At 63.3% G+C, this 16,928-nt stretch carries 17 protein-coding genes; 4 read left to right on the plus strand and 13 right to left on the minus strand.

Annotated features, from left to right (window positions below; genetic code table 11):
- From PLN84_RS10125 to PLN84_RS10165, 9 genes are all read right to left on the minus strand, one after another.
- Window positions 1-470 (minus strand): hypothetical protein (locus tag PLN84_RS10125; protein WP_299953851.1); only part of this gene is annotated, 470 nt, incomplete at its 3' end.
- A 311-nt stretch (window positions 471-781) separates the two neighbouring features.
- A complete protein-coding gene (locus tag PLN84_RS10130; RefSeq protein ID WP_299953854.1) occupies window positions 782-1,522 on the minus strand; it encodes a fasciclin domain-containing protein in 741 nt (246 codons plus the stop codon).
- Between the two features lie 134 nt (window positions 1,523-1,656).
- A complete protein-coding gene (locus PLN84_RS10135) occupies window positions 1,657-3,087 on the minus strand; it encodes an aldehyde dehydrogenase family protein (protein WP_292384432.1) in 1,431 nt (476 codons plus the stop codon).
- Window positions 3,088-3,125: 38 nt separating this feature from the next.
- Window positions 3,126-4,193: an MFS transporter gene (locus PLN84_RS10140; protein ID WP_292384430.1), complete on the minus strand. Its 1,068-nt coding sequence runs from the start codon at window positions 4,191-4,193 to the stop codon at window positions 3,126-3,128.
- A gap of 1 nt (window position 4,194) precedes the next feature.
- Window positions 4,195-6,087 carry a beta-CASP ribonuclease aCPSF1 gene (locus PLN84_RS10145; RefSeq protein WP_292384429.1) on the minus strand — a complete coding sequence of 631 codons (1,893 nt, stop codon included), beginning with the start codon at window positions 6,085-6,087 and terminating at the stop codon, window positions 4,195-4,197.
- Between the two features lie 20 nt (window positions 6,088-6,107).
- Window positions 6,108-6,752, minus strand: coding sequence for an archaeal proteasome endopeptidase complex subunit beta (gene psmB / locus PLN84_RS10150; RefSeq protein WP_292384427.1), 645 nt, complete (start codon window positions 6,750-6,752; stop codon window positions 6,108-6,110).
- Window positions 6,753-6,896: 144 nt separating this feature from the next.
- Window positions 6,897-7,757, minus strand: coding sequence for a CBS domain-containing protein (locus PLN84_RS10155; protein WP_292384426.1), 861 nt, complete (start codon window positions 7,755-7,757; stop codon window positions 6,897-6,899).
- A 14-nt stretch (window positions 7,758-7,771) separates the two neighbouring features.
- The gene (locus PLN84_RS10160) at window positions 7,772-8,200 is read right to left on the minus strand and encodes a universal stress protein (protein ID WP_292384424.1); all 429 of its coding nucleotides are present in this window, start codon (window positions 8,198-8,200) and stop codon (window positions 7,772-7,774) included.
- 36 nt (window positions 8,201-8,236) lie between these two features.
- Window positions 8,237-9,280, minus strand: coding sequence for an amidohydrolase family protein (locus tag PLN84_RS10165; protein ID WP_292384423.1), 1,044 nt, complete (start codon window positions 9,278-9,280; stop codon window positions 8,237-8,239).
- A gap of 44 nt (window positions 9,281-9,324) precedes the next feature.
- Between PLN84_RS10165 and PLN84_RS10170 the strand changes: the two genes are divergently transcribed.
- Window positions 9,325-9,483, plus strand: coding sequence for a preprotein translocase subunit Sec61beta (locus PLN84_RS10170; RefSeq protein WP_292384422.1), 159 nt, complete (start codon window positions 9,325-9,327; stop codon window positions 9,481-9,483).
- On the opposite strand, the gene PLN84_RS10175 is transcribed toward PLN84_RS10170, so the two are convergent.
- Window positions 9,480-10,238, minus strand: a complete 759-nt coding sequence (locus PLN84_RS10175; RefSeq protein ID WP_292384420.1) for a coenzyme F420-0:L-glutamate ligase — start codon at window positions 10,236-10,238, stop codon at window positions 9,480-9,482. The genes PLN84_RS10170 and PLN84_RS10175 overlap by 4 nt on opposite strands.
- A gap of 226 nt (window positions 10,239-10,464) precedes the next feature.
- Window positions 10,465-11,736: a glycosyltransferase gene (locus PLN84_RS10180; protein ID WP_292384418.1), complete on the minus strand. Its 1,272-nt coding sequence runs from the start codon at window positions 11,734-11,736 to the stop codon at window positions 10,465-10,467.
- 94 nt (window positions 11,737-11,830) lie between these two features.
- Between PLN84_RS10180 and PLN84_RS10185 the strand changes: the two genes are divergently transcribed.
- From PLN84_RS10185 to PLN84_RS10195, 3 genes are all read left to right on the plus strand, one after another.
- Window positions 11,831-13,378, plus strand: a complete 1,548-nt coding sequence (locus PLN84_RS10185; RefSeq protein WP_292384417.1) for an FAD-dependent oxidoreductase — start codon at window positions 11,831-11,833, stop codon at window positions 13,376-13,378.
- Window positions 13,379-13,498: 120 nt separating this feature from the next.
- Window positions 13,499-15,046 carry an FAD-dependent oxidoreductase gene (locus tag PLN84_RS10190; protein WP_292384416.1) on the plus strand — a complete coding sequence of 516 codons (1,548 nt, stop codon included), beginning with the start codon at window positions 13,499-13,501 and terminating at the stop codon, window positions 15,044-15,046.
- A gap of 109 nt (window positions 15,047-15,155) precedes the next feature.
- Window positions 15,156-15,422 (plus strand): DUF1922 domain-containing protein, encoded by a 267-nt coding sequence (locus PLN84_RS10195; RefSeq protein ID WP_292384415.1) that lies wholly within the window; start codon window positions 15,156-15,158, stop codon window positions 15,420-15,422.
- A 149-nt stretch (window positions 15,423-15,571) separates the two neighbouring features.
- Here PLN84_RS10195 and PLN84_RS10200 read toward each other — a convergent pair whose 3' ends face one another.
- Window positions 15,572-16,342, minus strand: coding sequence for a formylmethanofuran dehydrogenase subunit C (locus PLN84_RS10200; protein ID WP_292384414.1), 771 nt, complete (start codon window positions 16,340-16,342; stop codon window positions 15,572-15,574).
- Window positions 16,339-16,928: amidohydrolase family protein (locus PLN84_RS10205; protein WP_348532052.1), on the minus strand; the 590-nt coding region annotated here is incomplete at its 5' end. The genes PLN84_RS10205 and PLN84_RS10200, both read right to left, overlap by 4 nt.

Raw genomic sequence — 16,928 nt, forward strand, 5'->3', positions numbered from 1 at the left:
ACGTTCCCGGTGACGGTCACGTTCACTGTAAGCGTATACAGGGCGTCCTCCAGGGTGTGATCCGGAGGCCCATAGGAGAAGGTTAGATTGTCCCCGTCGGTCACGTTCGTCACCGCGGGTCCTGTCGTGCCCGCCTCATCGTTCATCCAGAACGTCCAGTTGTTCGGAGTCCCATTCACGATCTCGTTCTCAATCCCTGCAATCGATAGAATGCTGAGATTCCCCTCTTCCGGAGGCAGGTCTTCGGCAACCTGGTACTCAAACGCTCCAAGAATCGAGGCCTCATCAAGTGCTCCAAGCACGGTCGTTTGTGGTACCTCATACGATTCGGTACTGTTCACAGGCGTAATGTTCACAGACTCATCAGGGCTCAGTTCGACAGGCCCTCCTCCAATCAGGACTGCCGTAGTTGCGGCAGTGAGTGACAGGAGAAGAACGAGGCAGAAACCGAGCAGTAAATGTTGTTTCATACATATCCCCCCTTGCGGGCAAGAGAATATTCAACGTTATATAAAAATATTGTGATAATAATCCGGGGATCTCAAACAGGGCGAATAACGACCAGATCTCTCCACATCCATCATAGTGCGAGTAGATCCTCCTCAAGGGAAAGACCAGACCGGTCCCCCTCTCCGGCGGAAGAAACCGGTAAAACGCCCATGGCCCCCTCTCCAGGAAAAGACGAAAAGAGTGTTACGGTCCGGATCAGGCCCGATAGCCGTCCGGACGGTTCCGAGGGGCCGGTATCGGTGCTCACCGCCTCCGCCCCGGTTACATCACCTCACTGCACGCTGCCTATCAGCATGGTCTGGTTCGCCACGGCCTCTGTCCCGGCCGGTGTCGTGGTGGCCACCGTCTCGGTCGGCGTCGTAGCCTGCATCCCGGTCTGGTTCTCCGTCGTCAGGTTCACGCTTGCAGGCACCAGCACCTGGTCGATGACGTGGATTACACCGTTCGTCGTGTTGATGTCCGCCATGGTGACGGTCGCGTTCCCGACCATGACCTCACCGTCGACGACGGTGACGTTCAGGTCCTCGCCGGCGAGCGTCGTGAGCGTCGTCGCGTTCTCAGTCTCGTTCCCCATACCAAGAAGACCGCTGAAGATATCGAGGATGCCGCCCTCAGACTCGTTTCCGGCCTGATCCCCGGTCTGGTTCCCGGTCTGGTTCCCTGCCATACTCATCAGGTCCGCCGAGGTGTACTCCCCTTCGACGACATGGTACTGGAGAACCGTGGTCAGGTTGTCGGTCTCGTTGAAGAGTTGCCCCACGGTTTCGTTGCCGAGCGCGTTGAACGCATCATTGCTCGGAGCAAAGAGCGTGTAGGGTCCTCCGGAGTTGAGGGTGTCGAAGAGCTCGGCCGCACTGACCGCTTCAGCCAGTCTTGTCAGGTTCTGGTCCTGGCCGATGTAGGCGGCGATCGTCATATCCGCTGTCTGATTACCCATCTGCCCGGTATCACTCCCGGTTGTCGGCGTTGCATTCTCGTCTCCCACCACCGCCGCCGTCACAGCAAACGGCATCGTCAGAAGAACGAGGATGCATGCGCATAGAACTGTCCATTGTCTCATACTACCATTCCCCCCTGGGGAGAGGGGGGAGATACCCCACAGATTATAAAAGTTTTGTTATAGTTATCGAGTTGGGGTTTTTGGGCCTACAGCCGTACGAGGACCGCCTGCTCCTCCATGTACTCCTCCAGCGCCCGGCTGCCGTTCTCCCTGCCGAAACCGCTCTCCTTCGTCCCCCCAAACGGCACCTCCGGGGGGATCTTCAGGTGCTGGTTGACCCAGACGATCCCCGCCTCGAGTTCCTCCGTCGCCCGGGCGATCACATCCGCACTCCGGGTCCATACCGACGCCCCGAGGCCGTAACGACTGTTGTTTGCGAGATCGAGCGCCTCATCGATGCCCGAGACGGTCGCGACCGGCAGCACCGGGCCGAAGACCTCCTCTGCAAAGAGCGGGGAGTCGTGCGGCACACCGGCGACGAGCGTCGGCAGGAAGAAGAGGCCGCGGTCGTACTGCTCCCCAAAAGGAGCCCGCCCGCCCGCGACGATCTCTCCCTCGGCCCGTTCCCGGACGGCATCCACCAGGCCGACGACCCGGTCAAACCCCGCCCGGTTGTTCAGCGGCCCCATCCCGACGCCGCGGTCCATGCCGTTCCCGACCACGATCGCCTCGACCCGTGCCGTCAGGCGCCGGACGAACTCGTCCGCGATCGACTCGTCGACGTAAAGCCTTTTCACCGCCGTGCAGACCTGTCCGCAGTTGTAGAACCGTCCGCGGACGGCCCCCTCGACCGCCTTCCCGATATCGGCGTCGCCCGCGACGATCATGGGGTCGCTCCCCCCGAGTTCCAGCGTAAGCCGCTTTAAGGCCGGGGCAGCATCCAGGGCGACCTGCTTCCCGGTCTCGACCTCCCCGGTGAACGAGACCTTCCGGATGGACGGGTTCCTCGCGATCTCCCGGCCGACCGTCTCCCCCGGTCCGGTGACGACGTTTAAGACGCCGGGCGGAAGTCCTGCGCCCCCGAGGATCTCCGCGAGTTTCGTGCAGGTCAGCGGGGCGGTCCGGGCGGGCTTCAAGACCACCGTGTTCCCCGCCACGAGGGCCGGGCCGATCTTCCAGCCCATGATGATCGCCGGCATGTTCCAGGGGATGATCGCGCCGCAGATCCCGAGCGGGCGCCGCCGGACGATCATCCGCCCGTAGCCCTTAAGGTTCTGGAACTCTCCCCGCTCCCCCGCCGAGAGGGCATGGTAGTACTCGAGGATGTTGGCAAACCCGTTGATCTCGTCGACCGCTTCACGGATGGGCTTCCCCTGCTCGGTGGTCAGGAGCGCCGCGAGATCGGTGTTCCTGCGGCGCACCTCAACTGCCGCGAAGAAGAGAACTTTCGCCCGGTCCCTCTGGCTCTTCGCGGACCAGTCCGCAAACGCCTCCCCGGCGGCCTCTACAGCCAATCGAACGTCCTCTTCGCCGCCAAGCGGCGCCTCCTCGATCACTTCTCCCGTGGCGGGGTTCTCCACGGCAAAGACCTTCCCGGCGACCGAGTCGCGCCACTCGCCGTTGATCAGCATCTTCATGGATGATCCTATGGGCGAAGGTGGTAATATGCGCTCGGTCACCCGGTGTGCTCGCACCGGCACCTACCGATAGGAATGGCCACCGCCGCCGCCATCCCGGCAAGCAGGAGAAACGCGGCCAGGAATCCGAACATCCCGGCGGCAAACCCCGCAAGGGCGGAGAGGAACGTGAACCCGGCGTAGGATGCGGTGTTGAAGAGCCCGGTCATCACGCCCTGCTGGACCCTCGTCTCCGCTAGGAACGCAAGAATCGCGACGATGATCACCCCGGAAAGAGCCCCGATGGCGGGAAAGGCATAGGGGGTAAAATAGCCCGCCACGACCGCTCCCGCCATCAGGATCGAGGAGACCCGGATGGTCGGGACGGGACGGAAGTTGATCCGGGGGGCGACGAGCACGGCGACGACGCTCGCGATGTTGATCGTCGCGAGCTGCAGGGCGAGCACCGACGGGTCGTTCCCGGTGTACTCCGGGTAGACGGCCGCCACCGCTCCGGTCATCCCCACCAGGACGACTGCTGCGACAAAGAGCCAGAAGTAGTTCCGGACGATCCCGGGGAGGTTCGCTCTCGCAAAACCCACGCGCTCGCTCTCCCGGACTGTGAACCCCATCCCGACCACGGGGACGGCAAGCACCGTAAAGAGGGCGATCCCGGCAAGATGACTGTCGAGGGCGGCATCGAGCCAGCCCGTCGCGAGGAGCCCCACGACCAGACCGAGATTCAGGGACGCCATCACGTACCCGCTGAGCTGCCCGGCCGACGGTTGGGAGTTCGCCCACGCAAGCGCCGCCGAGAGGAAGAGCCCGGCACCGAGCCCTTCGGCCACCCGGAAGACGAGGAGCGGCAGGCCTGAAGGGAAGAGCAGGATGAGGACACCGCTCGCGAGAGTCAGGAGAAGCCCGGCACGGATGAGCGGCACGCTGCCTATCCGGTCGCTTGCCATCCCTGCCGGCAGCACCGCAACAAACGCGCCCAAAAAGTATGCGGCGTAGACCGTGCCCTGCATTGCCGTCCCTTCGGCAAAATCGGGAAGCACCGGGACGACAGCGTTTGATAACGCCATCACCACGAATATCCCGAGAAGGATGGGGAAGTTCCGCACCATTCTAGAGCATGCGATAGGTCTCGAGGTTCATGGGAGAATGCGTCTCGATGCGGTGCCGCTTGTAGATGGAACTTGCAAGGTCGAGGGTCTTGTTCTCGTCGCCGTGGATGGTGAAGATCTTCTCCGGGCGCGGCTGGAGGTGGGCGACGTAGTTCATCAGCTGCTTCCGGTCCGAATGACCGGAGAACCCATCGCTCGTCGCGATCTCGAGGTTGATCACGATCGTCTCGCGCCACCCGAGCGGGATCTCGCGCCACCCTTTCTGGATACGCCGCCCAAGCGTCCCCTCCGCCTGGTAGCCGACGAAGACGAGCGCGTTGCGTTCGTCGGGGCCGAGGGCCTTGAGATACTCCATCACCGGCCCGCCGTTCAACATACCGCTCGTGGTGATGATGACGCAGGGATCGCCCGTTATCACCTTCTCGCGGATGGCCGGCGAGTCCACCTGAACGAAGGCCTCGGAGAGGAAGGGGTTCAACCCCTCGCGGAAGATCTGGTTCCTGAGATCGCTGTTGAGATACTCCGGGTAGGTCGTGTGGATCGCCGTCGCTTCCTTGATCATGCCGTCGAGGTAGATCTTCACCGGCGGTATCTTCTGCTTCCGGATACCCTCCTCGAGGGCGAGCATGACCTCCTGCGACCGTCCTACGGCGAACGCGGGGATGATCACCTTGCCGCCGCGCTTGATCGTCGCCGAGACCGTCTCGTAGAGTTTATCCTCGGCGTCTTTCCGCTGGGGCTGGATATCGTTCGCCCCGCCGTAGGTGCTCTCCATAAAGAGCGCCTCAAGACGGGGGAAGGACGAGACCGCAGGGGAGAAGAGCCTCGTCTTCTGGTAGTTGAAGTCCCCGGTGAACGCAATGTTGTAGAGCCCCTCGCCGATATGGAAGTGCGCGATAGCCGACCCGAGAATATGCCCCGCGTTATGGAAGGTGAGTTTGACGTCGGGAGCGATATCGGTCACGCTGCCGTAGTTGAGGGTGATGGAGTGCTTCATGTAGGTCCGCACTTCGTTTGAGGTGTATGGGATCTTGTCCGTCTCCTTCCGGACGACGTCCAGGTAATCGAGCTGGAGCATCGTCGAGAGGTCCCTCGTCGGCGGAGTCGAGTAGACCGGCCCCTGGTAACCGTACTTGAAGAGGAGGGGGACGAGAGCGCAGTGGTCGAGGTGCGCGTGGGTGAGGACCACCGCGTCGAGCGAGTCGAGCGGATAGATCTCGGGGACGTAGAGGTAGGGCGTCCCGTTCGCAGTGCTGCCCGGCTTTTCCCCGCAATCCACCAGGATCTTGCTCTCCGGTGTCGAGACGAGGAACGCAGCACGACCGACCTCCCGGCAGCAGCCGAGCGTTGTAACCCGCAGCCACTGATCTTTGCTCGTGACCTCCCGGTGGATACGGCGACCGATCGTCCGCAGGAACGCCTTCCGTTCGTCCTTCACCGACCGGAGGTACGTGCGGATCTGCTTGACCGTCGTGCTCTCGATGGGCGGTGTCCGGACTACTTTCGGCGTCCAGCCGATCTGTTTGGTGATCTCCCGCAGCGTTATGCCGTTCTTCCCGATGACCACGCCGGGCTTCTCAGCCTCGATCAGGACCTCGCCCGTCTCCGGGTCGAAGAAGAACTCGGATATCCCCGCGCTCTCAGACACAACGGCCCGGATCTCCTGGGCCGCCCGTTCCGGGTCCTCAAGGATGTTCGGGCGCACGACGATGCGCTTACGCAGGTCACGCGCCAGTACTCGTATCAGGTCCGCCTGGTCGGCGAACTGCTTCGGATCGTCGGTATAGATGACAAGTTCGGGTCCTTCGAACTCGACATTTGAGATCGTAATTCCGCTGGGAACGATCTTCTCGATCTGCTCCTTAAACTCCCGCAGTTTCTCTTCAATAACCATTAAAATCGTCCTAAAAAATGTCAGGGTGTCGGTCGGGCCACAGATGGCCTCTGCAGCCCGCTCGCTATCTGTTCTTCGTATTTGTCCTTCGTTATTACGACCACCATGATATCCTCCCCGGATGCCGAGTCACGACGCATCGCCGACCGGACTGCACGGATGGCGAGATCTTTTGCCTCGTCCTCCTTCAGGTCCGGGCGGTACTGGTCTTCGAGCACACCGTAGGCGAAGGGAGACCCCGAGCCGGTGGCGACGATATCCTCCTCCTTGGTCGCCCCGCCCATGGCGTCGACGGAGTATACGCTCGGCCCCTCGTCGTCGAACCCGCCCATCAGGAGCTGGACGTAGTACGGATAGTAGCGGTTCTGGTTCAGGTAATTCGAGAGCAGGGTCGACGCGGCGCCCACAGACATCGTCTTGCCGCGGCGCATCTCAAAGAGGTTGCACTCGACCTGCAGGATCCGGACCAGCTGCTGCGCGTCACCAACGCCGCCGGCGGTGGTGAGACCGATCCTCGGCGTGATCTGGTAGATCTTCTTGGCACGCTTGCTCGCGATCATGTTCCCCATCGTCGCCCGCATCTCCGTCGCAAGAACCACGCCGCCGTCGAAGACCAGCCCTACCGTGGTTGTACCTGTCATAATCTGTTGGGAAATATCAACCATTGAAGCACCCCTAAAATCTCTAAAACGCTTTACCTCTCTCAAAAGCGGTTAAGCGTATAGTGATACTCTAAAACATAAATTTATCGTCGTACCGGATTCTGGTACGACATGATAGGCATCCATATATTTTGTGGATAGAGACCCTTAATTCTTTCGCAAGCCCTGCTGGTCGGGCAGCAGGACTTTGATCAGTTCCCGGTCAAAGAGCATGGCGACGAGTCGCTTGTTCCCGTTGACCACCGGGAGCTGGTCGACCCGGGCTCGCCGCATCTTCAAGGCGCACTCGCCGACCTCCGCGTTCAAGGGAACGGCGAGAACGTTCTTGACCATCGCGTTCTTTACGGGGATCGGAAGGAGCTGGATCCTGGAGATGCCGTAGCTGATGGTGTGCATGTCCCGAATGCTCTCCCAGGTCCACTCGTCGTCGTCGGTACCGTTCGAGAAGTCGCTGACCTCGACGCCGTCCTCGATGCGGGAATGCCTGATGAGGTCCCGCTCCGATATGATGCCGGTCAGCGTCCCGTCCTCCATCAGGATGGGGATGGCGTCATAGCCCGATATCTCGAGGACCCTCCCCACAAGTGAAAGGGGTGTGTCCTCCCAGAGGGCATAGGTCTTGCTGACGTAGGTATCCTTGATCGGCAGGGTGAGGCGCATCTGTGCGATGGCCCCGATGAGGTCGGCCACGCTGATGAGCCCGATCATCGACCCGCCCTCTACGACCGGGAGCCTCCTGATGTTATGCCGCACCATCAGCTGGGCCGCCTCCGCAATGGGAGCGTCCGGCCTGATGACGACCGGGTCCGGCGTCATCAGGAGCCCGAGCTGGGTCTCGTCCGCTTTCCGGAGGAGGTCCTTACGGGTGATGATGCCGACGAGCTCGCCGTCTTTGAGGACCGGGACGCCGCTGATACCCGTGCGCTTCAGGATCCGCAGGACGTCATCCCGGTTTCCGGGAATCTCGACGCAGACGACGTCGGTCACCATGAAGTCCCGGACGAGCATCCGCCCTGAAGAGGTTATGATCTCACCACCGTGGTCGTGATGGGGCTGTTTTGCACCACGTAGTCGGTCACGCTGCCGAGCAGGAGGCGGTCGACACCGCTCTTTCCGTAGGACCCGAGGACGATGAGATCAACTCCCAGTTCTTTGGCGAGGGCGACGATCTGGGATCCCGCGTGCCCCTGCCGGAGATGCGTCGTGATCGGGACGCCCGCCGCATCTGCTTTCTTACGAGCCCCTTCCAGAATTTCCTCGCCTTCCTTCTGCAAAACACTATATATTATTTCGAGTGTGTTGTCCATAGGAAGGGATGAAAAGAGCCCGGATTCAACGACATAAACGACATGAACTTTGGCCTTCCAGACGCTGGCCTCACCGATAGCCTCTTCCAAAGCCCGGTTGGCAGGTTCGGAGCCATCTATAGCAACAAGTATCGTACGGAACATACACACCACGCAGAACAGATACTTCTTATCTGGTATCTATTGCAGGGTTAAAACTGTTTGGCAGATAGATGAAGAATCCAGCCGTTTTACAATGGTTGCCCGGACATCTTTGCTGAAGGTGAGGTTGGATTTTGCAGGATTTATGACAAGAAAATGCGCTTCCTGCCCCTCCTCAAGGTATCCTGACCTCCCGGCGAGCCGGGCCCCGGCGATCGCGGCACGCAGGACCTCGTCGTGGGGCGCGCGGTAGATCGTTGCAGTAAATGCCATCTCCCGGGCAAGGTCGGGCTGAACGAACATCACGTTGTCCGTCCCGAGGAGGAACCGGCCGCCGAGTTCGAGGATCCGCGCTATCGGCGGATGGGCCGCCGAGGCCGCAACCCCGAGCAGCCAGTTCGACCTCGGGCAGACGACGATGGGAATTCCCCTATCGACGATCCGCCTGAGGTGTGCATCGGTCGCGTGGGTGCAGTGGACGAGCAGGTCGGGCTCGAACGCGAGCGCCTCGTCGATATCGTCAGGGTTCTTCTCCCCGGCGTGGAAGGCGACGAGCCTCCCCGCGGCTCGCGCCTCCCTGACGATCTCTTCGGCGTTCGCGACGTCGTGGACGCTGCTGATGCCCGCCCCGTCGCTGACCTTCTCGCCGCCTTCGCGGCCGAGGATGACGGGCCGGCAGCCGAGACCGGCCGCCGCCTCGCGAAGCGCCGCAACACCGTCGGCCCCCCCTTCCCGGAAGTCGGCAAACCCGGTCGTCCCGGTCGCGATCATCGCCATGATGCTCGACCGCATCCCCCGGACGAGGTCGGCCCGCGGGGTTGCCGCGAGGATCCGGTGCTTCAACCCGTTCGGCGGTTTGACGAGTTCGGCGAGGCTGCCCCGGGCGGGGAGGTCCATCGCGACTGTGTCGCCGAGATGGGTATGGGCGTTGAAGAAGGCGGGCACGATCCACCGGTCCGGCGTCCCAAAAGAGGGCTCTATCGCGGTGATGATACCCCCGGAGACCGTGATGGTGACGTCTTCTTCCCGGAGGTCTTCGCCGAGGAGTGTGCGGCCGGTGACGACGTATGATCTCTCCTGCATCCTGTGACCTTTGTTTTATATATTGCAAGGGAGAATATTTGAGTATGGCGAAAAAATCTGGCGGAAGACTGGTATCCTCTGCCGGCCTGGTCAACTACTACGACAGCGAAGATCACCGGGCCATCCACATCGACCCGAAGATCGTGATCGTTGTAACCATCGTGACCGGAGGGGCAGTCTTTATCCTCAACGCTCTCTTCTAATCCTTTTTGTCCCGCTTCAGGGCCACGAGACCAGCCCTGATGACGTCCTGCTCCGGCGTAAAGTAGACCTGGTCGTGCCCGTTCCAGGTCCGGCAGTTCCGGAAGACCACGGCGGGGACACCCTGGTGGCTCTCGCCCATGACGAAGTTGGCGAAGGCTGCGATCTCGTCGACCGCCGCTTCTTCGGTGATCGCGAGGACATGGCCGAAGAGATCGGTGTCGCCCCGGTAGTCGTCAATCGCCGTCATCCCCGCCCACCCGATGGCGGTGCCGGTCTGGCCGCGCCGAAACGACCTGCCGCAGGTATCGGTGATGAGCACCCGGACGTCCTTTCCGGTGATGCGGCAGATCGCGCTCCGGACCTCGGCGGCGGCCTCCATGGGGTCGGGCGGGAGAATGATGATCCGGCCGTCTTCGATATTGCTGTGGTCGACGCCGGCCCGCACGCCGATGTGGCCGGAAGGCAGTTCCGAGAGGATGAACGGGTATTCGAGCAGAATATCGGTGGACGAGTCCAGGACCGCCTGCACGAAGCGGGGATCTTCCTTTGTCTTTGCCGCGATCCGCACGGCGTCCGCGCCGGGGGTGATGGCAGCGAGATCAAGGGTGAAGCCCTTTGCCTTCGAGTAGACGGACGAGGCGACGGCGAGGATATCCCCGTCTTCGAACGCGACCCGATCGCAGATCAGGGCGGGCAGGTCGTCACCGTTCTGGATCAGGGGGAGGCCCTGAACACCGATTACCTGGATAGCCATGGAACTCACGGATCAGTGGTCGTCTCCGCATGCAGAAAAATGCTCGGATTTTCACGCAGAGGGCTCCGACGGATTGTGGGGATTACTCGTGATTTCGGGCGCGACGGACGGGGAGGCACGGGCATGAGCACCAAAGGTGGGATCTCCCCACGCAGTGGACCGTGCCCCCCTCCCCTGTCTCCTCACACCAGATGGCTCGCCTCAAAAGTCCCCCACCGCCCACCGCTCACCCGCACCACAACCCCACACCTTCCCTCAACCGGAACTCCGGCTCGAACGAGGCGATCAGGTCGAGGTACTGCTCGACGGTGCGGGTGAAGAGGAAGCACTCCCGCACCCGCTCGCGCGCCGCGCGCCCGAGCCGTTCTGCGAGGTCGGGGTCGCGGAGCAGCCGGACGATCCTCTCCGCCGCCTCGTCGACGGAGGAGACCAGGAACCCGTTCACCCCGTCCTGGATCTGGTAGCGGATCCCGCCGACGTCTCCGCCGATCACCACCGCACCCTTCCACATCGCCTCCGAGACCGTCAGTCCGAACCCTTCCCGGAGGGACTTCTGCATGACGACCGCCGCCCGCCGCTGGAGCGCGTTCACCAGCGCCCCGTCCTGGACGCTCAGCACGATGACCCGCTCGTTTCTGTGGGCGAGGAGCGACCGGTAGACCTCGGCGCCTTCGGGGTCGTCGGTCGCCACGTTCCCGACGAGGACCAGGGTGCACTCTTCCTTCCTCCTTGCCTTCTCGAATGCCCGGATGACCCCCACGGGGTCCTTCCAGTGGTCGAACCGGGAGACCTGCACCACCAGGGGGAGGTCGGTCGGGATGCCGTAGTGCGCGAGACGTTCGTCGACGGCGCTCTCGGGGAGGTCCCGGTTCACGATCGAGAAGGGGTCGATGCCGGGCGTGAAGAAGACCTGCGGTCTCGTGAGGTCCTGCCGGTACTCTCCGCAGGAGAGGACGACGGCGTCGTACCTCTCGATGAACGGGAGGAGGTAGTTCCAGACCTCCCGGTTCGGCGTGGTGAGGTCGAGGTGGCAGCGCCATACCCAGGGACATTTCTTCCGGTAATGGGTGATCAGCGGGAGCGGTTGCGGGTCGTGGACGAAGACCATGTCGTGGTCGATGTGGTTCCTCACGGCGTTCTCGTGGATGACGTTCTCGTAGATCTCCTTCTTCCGGTCGGTCAGGTTGATCTCGCCTCCCTGGAGGGCGTTATGAAACTTCTTCGTCACGCTGAAGTAGTCCGGCGGGCCGTGGACGACGCGCCACCCGGTCTCTATGCCGAGGCTGTTTGTCAGGAGGGTCAGGGATGACAGGATCTGGGATACCCCGCCGCCGTAGTAGGTGGAGTTCATGTGCAGGACGTGCATGTCGTGGAGCGGCCGTGCCTTCGCCTCGATGCGGCGTACAACCTCTTTTCCGACATACCGTTCGTAGTCCCCGATTGTGTGAATCACGCTCATCCCGATCGCTCCTGCATCGAAGCGTTTGCTCTTATGCATACCGGTGGGTCCCGGCAGATGACGGTCCCCCTGCCGATCCTGCATAACCGATATATAGGTGCCGCGGCACCCACCAGCGAAGAGAGGAAGAAGCATGGAAGAGGCACCGGAACGGGATGGTACTCTGCCGGGAAAGGCGGAGTCGTACTGGATGGCCACCTCGCCGGAGACGGGGTTTCCGCCGCTCGACGGGGACGGGCGCGTGGACGTCACGGTGATCGGGGGCGGGATCGCAGGCATCACCACGGCCTTCCTCCTGAAGAAGGCGGGGCTGACGGTCGCCCTCATCGACGCCTACCGGATCGCCACGGGCGCCACCGGCAATACGACGGCGAAGATCACGGCGCTCCACCGGCTCGTCTACGCCGACCTGATCGACCGGTTCGGGAGCGTGAAGGCCCGGCAGTATGCCGCTGCGAACCAGGCGGCGATCGAGACGATCGCGGCCCTCGTCCGGGAGTACAACATCCCGTGCAGTTTCGAGCGGAAACCCGCCTATACCTACGCGGAGTCGGCGGATTCCCGCGAACTCGTTATCGCCGAGGCGGATGCGGCAAAGAGCCTCGGTCTTTCGGCGGTCTTCACGGAGGAGGTCCCGCTCCCGGGCAGGATGCACGGGGCGGTGGTCCTCGAGGACCAGGCGCAGTTCCACCCGCGTAACTACCTCCTGCTCCTCGCCGGGCACCTCCCGGGGGAGGGAAGTTACGTCTTTGAGATGACGAGAGCCCTCGATATCGAGGAGCGGGAGAGCGGTGTTGCGGTGAAGACCGACCGGGGCTCGCTCTCCTCCGACCACGCGGTTCTCGCCACGCAGTACCCCATCTATGACCGGCCCGGCGCATATTTCGCCCGGATGCATCCGTCGAGGTCGTATGCGCTCGGGATCCGGATCGATGAGCCGTTCCCGAACGGGATCTTCATCAACGCCGCGGGACCCGTCCACTCCTGGCGGTCGCAGCCCGCCGGCGACGGCGACCTCGTCATCGTCACCGGGGCGGCGCACGACACCGGGGCGGTGACCGATACCCGGGCGCATTACCGCGCCCTCGAGGCCTACGCCCGGTCGGTCTACCCGGTCAGGGCCGTCGACTACCACTGGTCGGCACAGGACTACATCACCCTCGACCGTGTGCCCTATATCGGCCCGCTTGCCGAAGGCCACGACCGCATCTATGTCGCGACGGGATTCGGGAAGTGGGGGATGGCCACCGGCACCGCGGCAGCGATGATCCTCACCGATATGATCCAGGGCCGCACGAACCCCTGGACGGAGGTCTTCGACCCCTCCCGGTTCCGGGAGCAGCCGGAGTTTCCCGACCGGGTCCGGAAGAGACTCGCGGCCGCCGGGGAGACGATCGAGGTCGATGCCGCCCGGTTTGACCGGGAGGTCGCGGCGATACCACCCGGCGAGGGGAAGGTCGTCGAGGCGGGCGGGCAGAAGGTCGCGGTCGTCCGGGACGGGGGCGGCGGGATCCGCACGCTGGACCCGACCTGCATGCATATGGGCTGCACCGTCGCCTGGAACAACGCAGAGGAGACCTGGGACTGCCCCTGCCACGGTTCGCGTTACGCTGCCGGCGGGAGGGTGATCGGGAGCCCGACGGTGAGAGACCTGAAAGGGAAGAAGGTCGTGCGGAAGTGAGATCGGGAGCAGGCGTGGCACACCTATATATGTCCCCGGCATAATGGTGACCGCCCGCCGCCCCTTCCCGGCACCCGCCGGGAGGGAGGGAGGGCAGGCGGGCAAGCGGAGGCGTAACCTATGGAGCATGGACCGGGTCCGGTGTATGGCCTGCCGGGCAGACACGAGTCGTACTGGATGGAGACCACCCCCGAGACGTCGTATCCCCCCCTGCCAGGGAACCTGGAGACCGACGTGGCGGTCGTGGGCGGCGGTATCACCGGGATCACCACCGCCGTCCTGCTCAAGCAGGCAGGCTACACGGTCGCCGTGATCGAGGGGGGGAGGGTCTACCGGGGGGTGACCGGCCACACGACGGCGAAGGTGACGTCGCTCCACCGGCTCATATACCACAAGTTGATCTCCCGGTTCGGAGGCGGGCAGGCGAAGCAGTATGCCGACGCGAACCAGGCGGCGATCGAGACGATCGCATCGTTCGTCCGGGAGTACGACATCCCCTGCAATTTTGTCAGGAGACCGGCCTACACCTACGCGGAGTCGGAGGACTCCCGCGACCTCGTTATGGCCGAGGCGGACGCGGCACGGAGTCTCGGGATCCCGGCGACGTTTGTGGAGGAGATCGGGCTCCCCGGGCGGACCTACGGAGCGGTCCGGTTCGTCGACCAGGCGCAGTTCCACCCGCTGAAATACCTCCAGCGCCTCGCCTCCTTCATACCGGGCGACGGGAGTTACATCTTCGAGAAGACCCGGGCGCTTGAGGTGCAGGACGGCGGAGGCAGGTGCGCTGTCCGGACGGAGCACGGGGTCGTCACGTCCCGGGCGGCGGTCCTTGCAACCCACTACCCCTTCTACGACGGCCCCGGGTTCTACTACGCAAGGATGGAGCCCTCGCGCTCTTACGTCCTCGGCATCCGGACCGGCGAGCCGTTCCCGGACGGCATCTTCATCAACGCCGAAGGCCCCGCCCACTCCTGGCGTTCACAGCCCGCCGAAGGGGGCGAACTGGTGCTCGTCGGCGGCATGGAGCACCGGACCGGCGAGAACGTGGACACCAGGGAGCACTACCGGGCCCTCGAGGCCTACGCCCGGTCGGTCTACCCGGCCATCTCCGTCGACTACCGCTGGTCGGCGCAGGACTACATCACCATCGACGGCGTCCCCTACATCGGCCCGCTCGCCGCCGGCCACGAGAACGTCTACATCGCGACGGGTTTCCGGAAGTGGGGGATGACCAACGGCACCGCGGCCGCGATGATCCTCACCGAGATGATCCAGGATCGCACGAGCCCCTGGGCAGAGGTCTACGCCCCTGATCGGTTCAAGCCCGCGGCATCTGTCCGGCGATTCCTCGTCCACAACATCGGGGTGGCCGAGAAGTACATCGGCGGGGCGATATCCCGGCCGGCCGGGGACCTCCGGGACGTCCGGCCCGGGGAAGGGAAGATCCTGATGATCGAGGGGGAAAAAGCCGGGGTCTTCCGGGACCGGGAGGAGCGGGTCCACGCGGTCAACCCCACCTGCACGCACCTGGGATGCGTCGTCGCATGGAACAGCGCCGAAGAGACCTGGGACTGCCCCTGCCACGGCTCCCGCTACGACGCAGACGGGAGGGTGATCCACGGGCCGGCGGTGAAAGACCTCGCACCGCGGGGGGCTCAAGAGAGGTGAGGGAGATGGAGAGAATGGGGGCACGCCCCTCCCACCGCCCCACCCCGAATCATAAAAGGAGACCGGATGGATAACTATAAATCCACCCGCCGGCACATTCCCTTTAAGAATGTACCTCGTCATCCGCTGTCCGGGCTGCAAGACCTTCACCTACGTGGACCGCTACCAGCGCTGGAGGCTCTGTCCGATGTGCGGCGAAGCGATCAACGTCGGACGTGCGCCGGTCTACCTGGATGTCGATGATTTTCTGGACGCAGAACGGGTGGTCGAGCAGCTGGAGTCGTACCTGGACCGGACCCGGAAAAAAGACCTGACGGAGCAGGACCTCCAGCGGCTGCGGGCCCGGTACACCGAGTGGGTGAAGGACCGGGTCTGATCACCAGAGGCGCCCGCAGCCGGGACAGAGCATGCTCACTCTCCTTCCGCAGTGCGGGCAGAACAGGCCCGTACGCTCTTTGCTGGATAGCGGTCTCCCGCACCTCTTACAATGAATCGGGGCCTCGAACCCGCACTCGTGTCTGACCATCAATCCAGATATACGTAGTCTCTCACAAAAAGATTTCCTTTTCCGCGGTTCGCAACATCCCCGACAAACCGGATTAGCGTGCGCCCCTCGTGCTGGACCGTTCCGATCTTCCGAAACGTGGGAAGCATCCCCTGCGCGGTGCCGAAGACGTAACAGGAGCCCCCTTTCATGTTCGCTGCCGGGCGGCTGCAGTCCCCGTGCACCGTGAGCGTTCCCCCGTGCATCTCCGCCCCGGGCATATCCCCGGCACTGCCGTGGATGATCACCGTGCCGCCGGCGATGTGTTCCGCCACGAAATCCCCGGCGCGGCCGAAGACCTCCACGGTGCCGCCGGTCATCCCCTTCCTGCCGCCCCGGTATCCCGACGCGCAGTAGTCTGCGGCATCGCCCCGGCAGATGATGGTTCCGCCCCCCATCTCCCTCCCGAGCCAGCCGTCGGCGTTGCCGCGGACCTCGATCTCCCCGCCGGTCATGAAGTTGCCGCAGTGCATCCCGATATTGCCGAGGACCGTGATCTTCCCGGCCTCCATGTACTCCCCGACCCGTTTTAAGCGGAACGTGTCATCGCCCGAGAGGACGACCTCGACGTTTTCTGAGCGATCGGCATGGCCCTCCACGGTGACCGTGAAGACCTCGTCGAGCCTGAGTTCCCGGTTCCCCCGCCAGACGACGAGATCGGTGCCGGCAAGGAAATTCTTCGGGACGATCGACTCCGCCTCGATCGGGATGAACGACCTCGCGGTAGGTTTCATCGCAAGCGTGACCTTCATATCTCCGCCTCCGTCTCGATGCACCGGTTCCGGTTCAGGTACTCCTCCTGCACCGGGTAATTTCTCATCCTGACCGTGTAATAGCGGTCGAACTTCTCGATGAAGTCCGGGTCTTTGCCCATATCGTAAGCCTCGGAGACCTTCGGCTTGACCCAGAACGTGGCGTTGCTCCCATCGATCAGGCACTCGCCCCTCCGGGCGACGACCCTGCCCCGCTTGATCGTGTACTCGGTCTGACCGAACGCCTCGATCACCTTCTGATGATCCACCGACGGGTCGACCTCGTCAATCCGGATCGGGTAGACGGCAACATCCGCATACGCGCCCGGCCCGAGATGGCCTTTCCCGATCTCCTGGATCCCGAGCGCCTTCGCCTGGCCGGCCCGGGTCATCACCGCGATCTCGTACCAGTCCAGTTCCCGCTCGATCGCCGGGAGGGGCACCCTTGCCGCGGTATCCGGGTGGACCGTCGCGAACTCGGCGTCGCGGTATTTCTTGCTCATCAGGAGGGCGATGATCTCGGGGTAGCGGACGAACGGCGCACCGTTCGGGTTATCCGTCGTGAGCAGGCACTGCCAGGGGCTCT

Origin of the sequence: Methanoculleus sp., assembly GCF_035363275.1 — an archaeon.
In the GTDB taxonomy this organism is placed as follows: domain Archaea; phylum Halobacteriota; class Methanomicrobia; order Methanomicrobiales; family Methanoculleaceae; genus Methanoculleus.